The following is an 8,020-nucleotide window of genomic DNA, read 5'->3' as shown; positions in this document are numbered from 1 at the left end:
CGTATCGAATCACGGAATGAAACACCCATGAAAATCCGAAAGAGTGGCGGCGCTGCCGCTCACAGCCTTGGTATCGCTCGCGTCGAACGCGCAGCATGCGCCGACGCCAGCCGATGAAGCCGCCGCCGCACGGGCCAATGCCGAGCAGAACCAGCAGATACAGCAGCAGCGGGACGCACAGCAGCGTGACGCAACCGTGCAGGCACCCGCCGTGCGTTCGACGCTGCCAGAGATCGAGGGCTATCCGCTGTTACCGGTCGAGACACCATGCTTCCGCATCGGCAGATTTGCACTCGACGTTCCGACGACTCTGCCCGATGCCTTGCGTAGCAAGGGAGCATCGGCCCTATCACTGGACCGGTTCGCCTTTGCGCGTGAGTGGCTTGACCACTACAAAGGCCAGTGCGTCGGCAAGTCCGGCATCGACACACTCACGAAGGGGCTGCAGCAGGCCATCCTGAGCCGTGGCTATGTCACGACGCGCGTGCTCGTTCCCCAGCAGGACCTGTCCAGCGGCACGCTGGCATTTGCGCTCGTTCCCGGCGTCGTGCACCAAGTCCGCTTTGCCGATCCCGACACGCGCGGCACCCTGAAATCCGCATTCCCGGCAAGCGATGGCGACCTGCTTGACCTGCGCGATCTTGAGCAGGGCTTGGAGCAGATGAAACGTGTCGCGTCGCAGGACGTGGACATGAAAATCGAGCCGACCGACACACCGGGCGAAAGCGATGTCGTGGTGACGGTCAAGCGTTCGAAGCCATGGAGCTTCGTCGCATCCGTCGATAACTCGGGCACGGACGCGACCGGCAAGTGGCAGGGTAACGTGAGCCTCGGCATCGACAATCCACTGGGACTCGACGACATATTCACAGTCGGCGCAAATCAGGACCTGTCGTTCGGTAACAAGTCACTCGGCTCGCACGGCTTCAACGGCTCGTATTCCGTGCCGTGGGGCTACTGGACGGCCACGCTGTTCGGAAACACGAACACGTACTACCAGAACATTGCGGGCGTGAACCAGACATTCGTTTCCAGCGGCAACTCGCAGACAGCCGCACTGAGGCTCGCGCGTGTACTCAGCCGCAGTCAGAGCGACGTATTCGGTGTGGAGTTCCAGCTATCGAAGCGTTTCGGTGAGAGCTTCATTGACGACACCGACATTCCGCAGCAGCGGCGCAACAACACGTTCATCGAAGCAGGCCTGACCGACCGGCACTACTTCGGCGCGTCGCAGTTTGACGGCACGCTCGCGTACCGTCAGGGGACCGGCGGCCTCGGCGCGACGCCCGACCCGTATCCTGATGGCCCTACGTATCATTACCACATGGCCGTGCTCGACGCGAACCTGTCGGCGCCGTTCGCCGTCGCCCGCCAGAACTTCCGGTATGTCGCGACCGTTCACGCGCAGTTCACCAACGACACGCTGTTCTATCTGGACGACCTGACCATCGGCAGCCGTTACACAGTGCGTGGCTTCGACGGGGAAACCATGCTGGCGGCAGAGAAAGGTTTTTACTGGCGTAATGAGTTGCAGTGGCCCGTTGGCCAGACCGGACAGGCGCTGTATGCGGGAATTGACTACGGGCGCGTGTTCGGACCTAATACGGCGTTTCTGGCCGGCACACAACTGGCGGGCGCGGTGATCGGCATCCGCGGTGGTCTGCCTTCCCGCTTTGTTGGCATCTCCTACGATCTGTTCATCGGGACGCCAGTCTACAAACCCAGCGGCTTCCCGACCTCGCGCGTGACGGTCGGAGTGCAGGGGACTGCGCAGTTCTAGCGTGGCGTGGGGGAACGCGAGGGACATCGCCCACTCGACGTGCACCGCAGCATCGACAACTCACCTGTCTAGCCTTCAGACAAGTCACCTGTCTTGTTAGTCCGCGTTAAGGGTCGCCGTTAGCTTGAATCTCAAACGCGACACATGACTAATATGTAGGACCGTCCTTCTGTCAACACAAACTGGGGATAACGTCGAGGCATCCCAGCCGCCCGAATTGGCAAAATCACCCCACACGGAACGCGTTGTATCATTCCGCACCGCGGACAAAATACCCAACGCGTTCAAGCGCTTAGCCCGCTTGTCAGAAAGTTTTCAACAGGCTCATCAACATAAACTGGGGATAACTACGGAAGCATCCGTACGGAATCCCAGGTTTAGTTGGAAGTACCCGAATTCACGCCAGGCACCGCCGCCGCGGCAGACGATGCCGACTCCACCGGCGGATTACCCATCGCCTGGAACAAAGCCGCCGTATCCGTCAGTCGCGCGCTCGTATAACGGATCTCATCGAGTTGAGCGTTACGAAACTGCTGCTCGCTCGAACGGCTCGACGCGATCGGCACGGCCCCCAGCCGGTAGCGCCCCGACGTTTCGTCGAAAATCCCCTGCGCGGAACGCGCCGCAAGGTTCGCCGCGTCCAACGCCTGCGCGTCGTGCTCGAGCGCGGCGAGCGTGTCCGCGACATTCTGGAACGCGGCCAGCACGGTCTGCTTATATTGCGAAACCGTAGCGTCATAGGTATCGACCGCCGCGCGGCGCTGGGCGAACAGTGCGCCGCCATGAAACAGCGGTTGTGACAAAGACGCGCCGATGCTCCAGATCGCCCCCGCCCCTGAAAGCGCTACCGGCCAGCTAAAGCCGCCTTGTCCCATCGATGCATTCAGCGACAGGCTAGGAAACATCTGCGCCGTCGCCACGCCGACATCGGCCGCTGCCGCTTTCAAAGCGGCGTCCGCGGCCTGGATGTCGGGCCGGGTGCGCAACAGCTCGGACGGCACCACCACCGGCACCTGTTCCGGCACGTGCAATTGCGCGAGCTCGAGGTCGTCCGGCGCGGCGTCCGGCGTGCGGCCGAGCAGCACGGCGAGCGCGTGACGCGTCGTCAGCCATTGCTGCTTCAGACCCGGCAAACTCGCCGACAGACTCGCCGCGCTCTGTTGCGCACTCAACTGGTCGGCATGCGAGACCGCACCCAGCGCGTAGCGACGCTGCGTGTCGCGCGCCTGATCGTTGGCAATCGTCACGAGCCGCTCGGTCGTATCGATCTGCGCGTGCAAGGCGGCACTCGTGATCGCCGCCGTGACGATGTTGGCGGCCAGCGCGCGGCGCGCGGCATCGAACTGATACGCCTGCACGTTCACACGCGCGGCGAGCGCGGCGTCCGCCAGACGCGCGGCGCCGAACAGGTCGAAGGTGTAGTGCGCCTGCAATTGGCCGACAAACACGTTGTAGAGAAACGTATTCGGTCCAATCTCGGGAATGGCCAGCGCGCGATTGCGGGTCGCCTGGCCGCCCGCGTCGATGGTCGGCAAAAGCGAACTGCCGATCTGCGCGCGCAATTGCTCGCGCGCGGCGGCAAGGCTTTTATCGGTAGCCGCGAGGGTGGGGCTGTTGCGCAAGCCTTCGTCGACCAGCGCATTCAACGCGTCCGATTGATAGAGCTTCCACCATTCGGGCACCGCCTTCGCACCGACCACGAACTGCTGCGTGACACCTTGCGCGGGCACGGTTTGCGTCGGCTGCGCCTCAGCGCCGTAATGAGCCGGCTGTGGCATGGCGGGTGCCTCGCCGCTCGGGCCAAACGAACAGGCGGCGAGGGCGAAGGTGGCGCCGATGAGCGCCGCGGTCCGCGTGTACCGGGAATTTGAGGAAGTAGCCATGATCAGTTCCCCGTGTGCATGGCGCCGGAGGACGGCGGCGTTTGCGGCTCGCGTTCGTCGCCGCGCACCCGGAACGATGCGGCGTAGAGCGCCGGCAGATAGAACAGCGTGAGGATGGTCGCGCTCGTGATCCCGCCCATCAGCGCGGTCGCCATCGGGCCGAAGAAGTTGGAGCGCAACAGCGGGATCAGCGCGAGCACGGCGGCCGCCGCGGTCAGCGTGATCGGCCGGAAACGCCGCACCGTCGCGCCGACAATCGCATCGAAACGTTTATGCCCGGCGGCAATATCCTGCTCGATCTGATCGACCAGAATCACCGAGTTGCGCATGATGATGCCGAACATCGCGATCACGCCGAGCATCGCGACAAAGCCAAAGGGCTGGCCGAACAGCAGCAACGTAACCACCACGCCGATCAAACCAAGCGGCGCTGTCAACACCACCATCAGCACGCGCGCGAAACTCTGCAGCTGGATCATCAGGAGCGTCAGCACGGCGATGATCATGATCGGCATCTGCGCGTTGATCGACGTCTGCCCCTTGCCGCTCTCCTCGACGGAACCGCCCACTTCGATCCGGTAACCAACCGGCAGCGTCTCGCGTATCTGGCTCAAGGCCTTGTCGACAGCATGCGTGACGTCGATCCCTTGCGCACCAGCGCCCACGTCGGATTGCACGGTGATTGTCGGTTGCCGGTCGCGTTCCCAGATCACGCCGTACTCGAGGTCGTTGCGCAGATGGCCGAGCGTGCCAAGCGGCACCGGGCCATTCGGTGTCGGCATGGCCAGCGTGACGAGTCTGGCGGGGTCGACGCGTTCCGCTTTCGGCGCGCGCAGATCGACGCTGATCAGCTTGTCGCGTTCACGGTACTGCGTGACGGTATAGCCGGACAGCGTCATGGCGAGAAAGCTCGACACGTCTTCGGAGCTCACGCCGAGTTCGCGCGCCTTCTTCTGATCGACCTCGAAGCGCACCGAGCGCTCGGCGGGCTCGTCCCAGTCGAACTGGACGTTGCGGGTGCCGCGGTCGGCACGCATGGTCGCGGCGACGCGCTCGGCGATCGAGCGCACGGTGGCGATGTCGTCGCCACTCACGCGGAACTGCACCGGATAGCCGACCGGCGGCCCATTCTCCAGGCGTGAGAGCCGGGTGCGGATCGCCGGGAAGTTGTTGCGCAATTCCGGCTCGAGCCATTGCGCGAGCTTTTCGCGGTCCTTGACGGACTTCGCCGTGATCACGAACTGCGCGAAATTCGGCTGCGGCAATTGCTGATCGAGCGGGAGATAGAAACGCGGCGCGCCGGTGCCGACAAAGTCCACCGTGTGATCGATTTCCGGACGACCCACCAATGCCTTCTCGAGGCGCTGCGCCTGCTGCAATGCCGCTTCGAATGACGCGCCTTCGGGCAGTCGCACATCCACCAGCAGTTCCGGGCGGTCGGAACTCGGGAAGAACTGCTGTGGCACCAGCGTGAAGCCGGCCATGGCCAGAACGAACAGCGCGACCGTGATCGCCAGCACGACAAAGCGCCGCTCGATGCACCAGCCGATCCAGCCACGCAGACGCTTATAAAAGCGCGTGTCATAGATGTCGTGTTCGTGATCGTGCGCTTCGTGTTCCTGACGTTTGCGCTCTGGCAGCATGTGATAGCCGAGCAGCGGAATCAGCACCACCGCCGCAAGCCACGACGCAATCAGCGCGATCGCCGAGACTTCGAAGATCGAGCGCGTGTATTCGCCGGTGCTCGACTTGGCCAGCGCGATCGGCAGGAAGCCGGACACGGTCACGAGCGTGCCGGTCAGCATCGGAAACGCGGTGCTGGTGTACGCATAGGCCGCGGCGCGCGTGCGGTTCCAGCCTTGCTCGAGTTTCACCGACATCATTTCGACCGCGATGATCGCGTCGTCGACCAGCAGACCGAGCGCCAGCACCAGCGTGCCGAGCGATACCTTGTGCAAGCCGATGTCGAACAGGTACATGCACAGCGCGGTGACCGCGAGCACCACCGGGATCGAGATCACCACCACCATGCCGGTGCGCACGCCCAACGATACGAGGCTGACCACCAGCACGATCGCAATCGCCTCGGCGACCGCTTCGAGAAAGTCGTCGACCGAGCGCGCGACGGCGTGCGGCATGCTCGATACTTCGACCAGATGCAGGCCGACGGGCAGATAGCCACGCAGCCTGAGGGTCTCCTGATCGAGCGCCTTGCCCAGACGGATCACATCGCCGCCCGGCTGCATGGTCACGCCGATGCCGAGCACGGGTTTGTCGCCGAACCGCATTTGTGTGACGACCGGATCGTCGTAGCCGCGCTTAATGGTTGCGATGTCGCCGAGACGGAACGAGCGGTTGTTGATACGGATAAGCGTGTCGGCGAGCGCGGCGACGTCCTTGAACTGGCCGGTGGGGCGCACGAATACGCGGTCGTCGGTGGTGGTCAGCGTGCCCGCCTGCGCGACGCTGTTCTGCGAATTGATGGCCTGGCCGAGTTGCTGCGGCGAGATGCCCAGGCGCGTCAACTGCGTATTGGTGATCTCGATGTAGATGTGCTGATCCGGATCGCCGAAGTAATCGACCTTGCCGACGCCGGGCACGCGCAGCAATACCGTGCGCAACTGGTCGGCGTAATCGTGCAGCTGCGCGGCGGAAAAACCGTCGCCCTCCAGCGTATAGATGTTGGTGTAGACGTCGCCGAATTCGTCGTTGAAGAAGGGGCCCTGGATGCCCGGCGGCAAGGTTGCCGCGATATCGCCGACTTTCTTGCGCACCTGATACCAGGTTTGCGGCACGTCCTTGACCGGCGTCGAGTCTTTCATCGAAAAAAACATCAGCGATTCGCCGGGGCGCGAATAGCTGCGCACGAAATCGATGGCGGGCGTTTCCTGCAATTTCCTGCCGATGCGGTCGGTGACCTGTTCCTGCATCTGGCGCGCGGTCGCGCCGGGCCAGAAGGTGCGGATCACCATCACGCGGAACGTAAAGGGCGGGTCTTCGGATTGCGCGAGGCGCGTGTAGGCAAGGATGCCGAATGCCGTGGACAACGCGATCAGGAAGACGACCAGCGCCTGATGGCGCAGCGCCCATGCGGACAGGTTGAAGCGTCCTTCTTCATGCGCGGTGCTCATGAAGCGAAGTCCTCGGGATGCAGCGGCGCAATCACGTGGACTTTTTCGCCGGCTGTCACCGTGTGCACGCCTTGCAGCACGACGCGCTCGCCTTCGTTCAGGCCCTGGCCGATCACGATCGTGCGTTCGTCGTAGCGCGTGACGGTGACGCGGCGCAGTTCCAGCGTGCCGACGCCCGACGTATCGACGCCCGGCGCGTGGTCCCCCGCGCGTACGACCCATACGGCCGGCTGCGCGCCGTCGTGAAACAGCGCGGTGGCGGGCACGGTGAACGAACGGGTTTGGCTCGCGCCGGCATTGGCGGGCGCGAGCGCGATGTCGGCGGTCATGCCGAGGCGCACCTCCGGGCCGGGGTTGTCGAGCGTGAGTCTGGCGCGGTAGGTGCGGCTTTGCGGGTCGGCGGCGGGCGACAGTTCGCGCACGCGCGCGACGAACGTGCGCCCCGGCAACGCGGCCAGGGTCACTTTGGCGGTTTGCCCGACCGACAGCGCGGCCAGCGCGCTTTCCGGCACGTCGCACACTACGTCGATATCGCCGGTCCACGCGAGGTTGTAGACCGCCTGGCCGGCGGACACGTTCTGGCCGGTATCGGCCTGCTCAGCCGTAATGACGCCCGCGTGATCGGCGACGAGCGTGGTGTACTGCAACTGGTCTTTCGACAAAGCCGCCTGCTGCGCGGCCTGGTCGCGCTGCGCCGCGGCGGACGCATAGGCATTGGTGGTCTGTTCGAGCTGTGCCGGTGCGATCAGGTTTTCTTTCGCCTGCGCCTGATCACGGTCGAGCTGCTGCTTCGCATACACGAGACTGTGCTGCGCAGCCACGAGCTGGGCCTGTGCGCTGGCGGCATTCTTCTGCGCATCCGCGGGATCGAGCCGGGCGACGATCTGGCCGTTCTTCACGACGTCGCCCAGGCGTACGCGCCGCTCGATGATCTTGCCACCGACGCGAAACGACAGCGGCGTCGCGTAGCGCGACTGGACTTCGCCAGGCAGCGATGCCGCCGATGTGACGTTGCCGTCCGCGTGCACGGCAACGGCAACCACCGGACGCGGCGTGGGCGCGGCGACTTCTTTCTTCGAACACGCGGCCAGCATGAGAACACCGGCGAGTGTGAGGGCGAATGCCGCGCGGCGCATCAGCGCGAGCTGGCCATGGCGATGAAACTGGTGACGCATCGCAGACGATGCGGGAGGACCGGGACGCTTCACAATTACCCCAACTGGAGA

Annotated in this window: 4 protein-coding genes; 1 reads left to right on the top strand and 3 read right to left on the bottom strand. The window is 64.2% G+C overall.

What is annotated here, in order from left to right; translation table 11 throughout:
- The first annotated feature begins 43 nt into the window (after window positions 1-43).
- Entirely contained in the window at window positions 44-1,780 is a 1,737-nt protein-coding gene (locus PQR27_RS12175) for a ShlB/FhaC/HecB family hemolysin secretion/activation protein (protein WP_408523896.1), read from the top strand.
- A 377-nt stretch (window positions 1,781-2,157) separates the two neighbouring features.
- On the opposite strand, the gene PQR27_RS12170 is transcribed toward PQR27_RS12175, so the two are convergent.
- Genes PQR27_RS12170 through PQR27_RS12160 form a run of 3 tightly spaced genes read right to left on the bottom strand, consistent with a single transcriptional unit; the run spans window position 2,158 to window position 7,969 of the window.
- Complete coding sequence (locus PQR27_RS12170; protein ID WP_408523895.1) at window positions 2,158-3,663, bottom strand: efflux transporter outer membrane subunit; 1,506 nt, start codon at window positions 3,661-3,663, stop codon at window positions 2,158-2,160.
- A gap of 2 nt (window positions 3,664-3,665) precedes the next feature.
- Window positions 3,666-6,794 carry an efflux RND transporter permease subunit gene (locus PQR27_RS12165; protein ID WP_408523894.1) on the bottom strand — a complete coding sequence of 1,043 codons (3,129 nt, stop codon included), beginning with the start codon at window positions 6,792-6,794 and terminating at the stop codon, window positions 3,666-3,668.
- Window positions 6,791-7,969 (bottom strand): efflux RND transporter periplasmic adaptor subunit, encoded by a 1,179-nt coding sequence (locus PQR27_RS12160; protein WP_408523893.1) that lies wholly within the window; start codon window positions 7,967-7,969, stop codon window positions 6,791-6,793. The genes PQR27_RS12165 and PQR27_RS12160 overlap by 4 nt, the downstream gene beginning before the upstream one ends.
- Between the last annotated feature and the right edge of the window lie 51 nt (window positions 7,970-8,020).

Origin of the sequence: Paraburkholderia fungorum, assembly GCF_046027215.1 — a bacterium.
In the GTDB taxonomy this organism is placed as follows: Bacteria; Pseudomonadota; Gammaproteobacteria; order Burkholderiales; family Burkholderiaceae; genus Paraburkholderia; species Paraburkholderia fungorum_D.
This window is presented reverse-complemented; position numbering and strand designations above follow the sequence as displayed.

Coding starts and splice junctions, on each gene's coding strand:
- PQR27_RS12160 (WP_408523893.1), bottom strand. CDS start 7,969: ATGCGTCACCAGTTTCATCGCCATGGCCAGCTCGCGCTGATGCGCCGC.
- PQR27_RS12170 (WP_408523895.1), bottom strand. CDS start 3,663: ATGGCTACTTCCTCAAATTCCCGGTACACGCGGACCGCGGCGCTCATC.
- PQR27_RS12165 (WP_408523894.1), bottom strand. CDS start 6,794: ATGAGCACCGCGCATGAAGAAGGACGCTTCAACCTGTCCGCATGGGCG.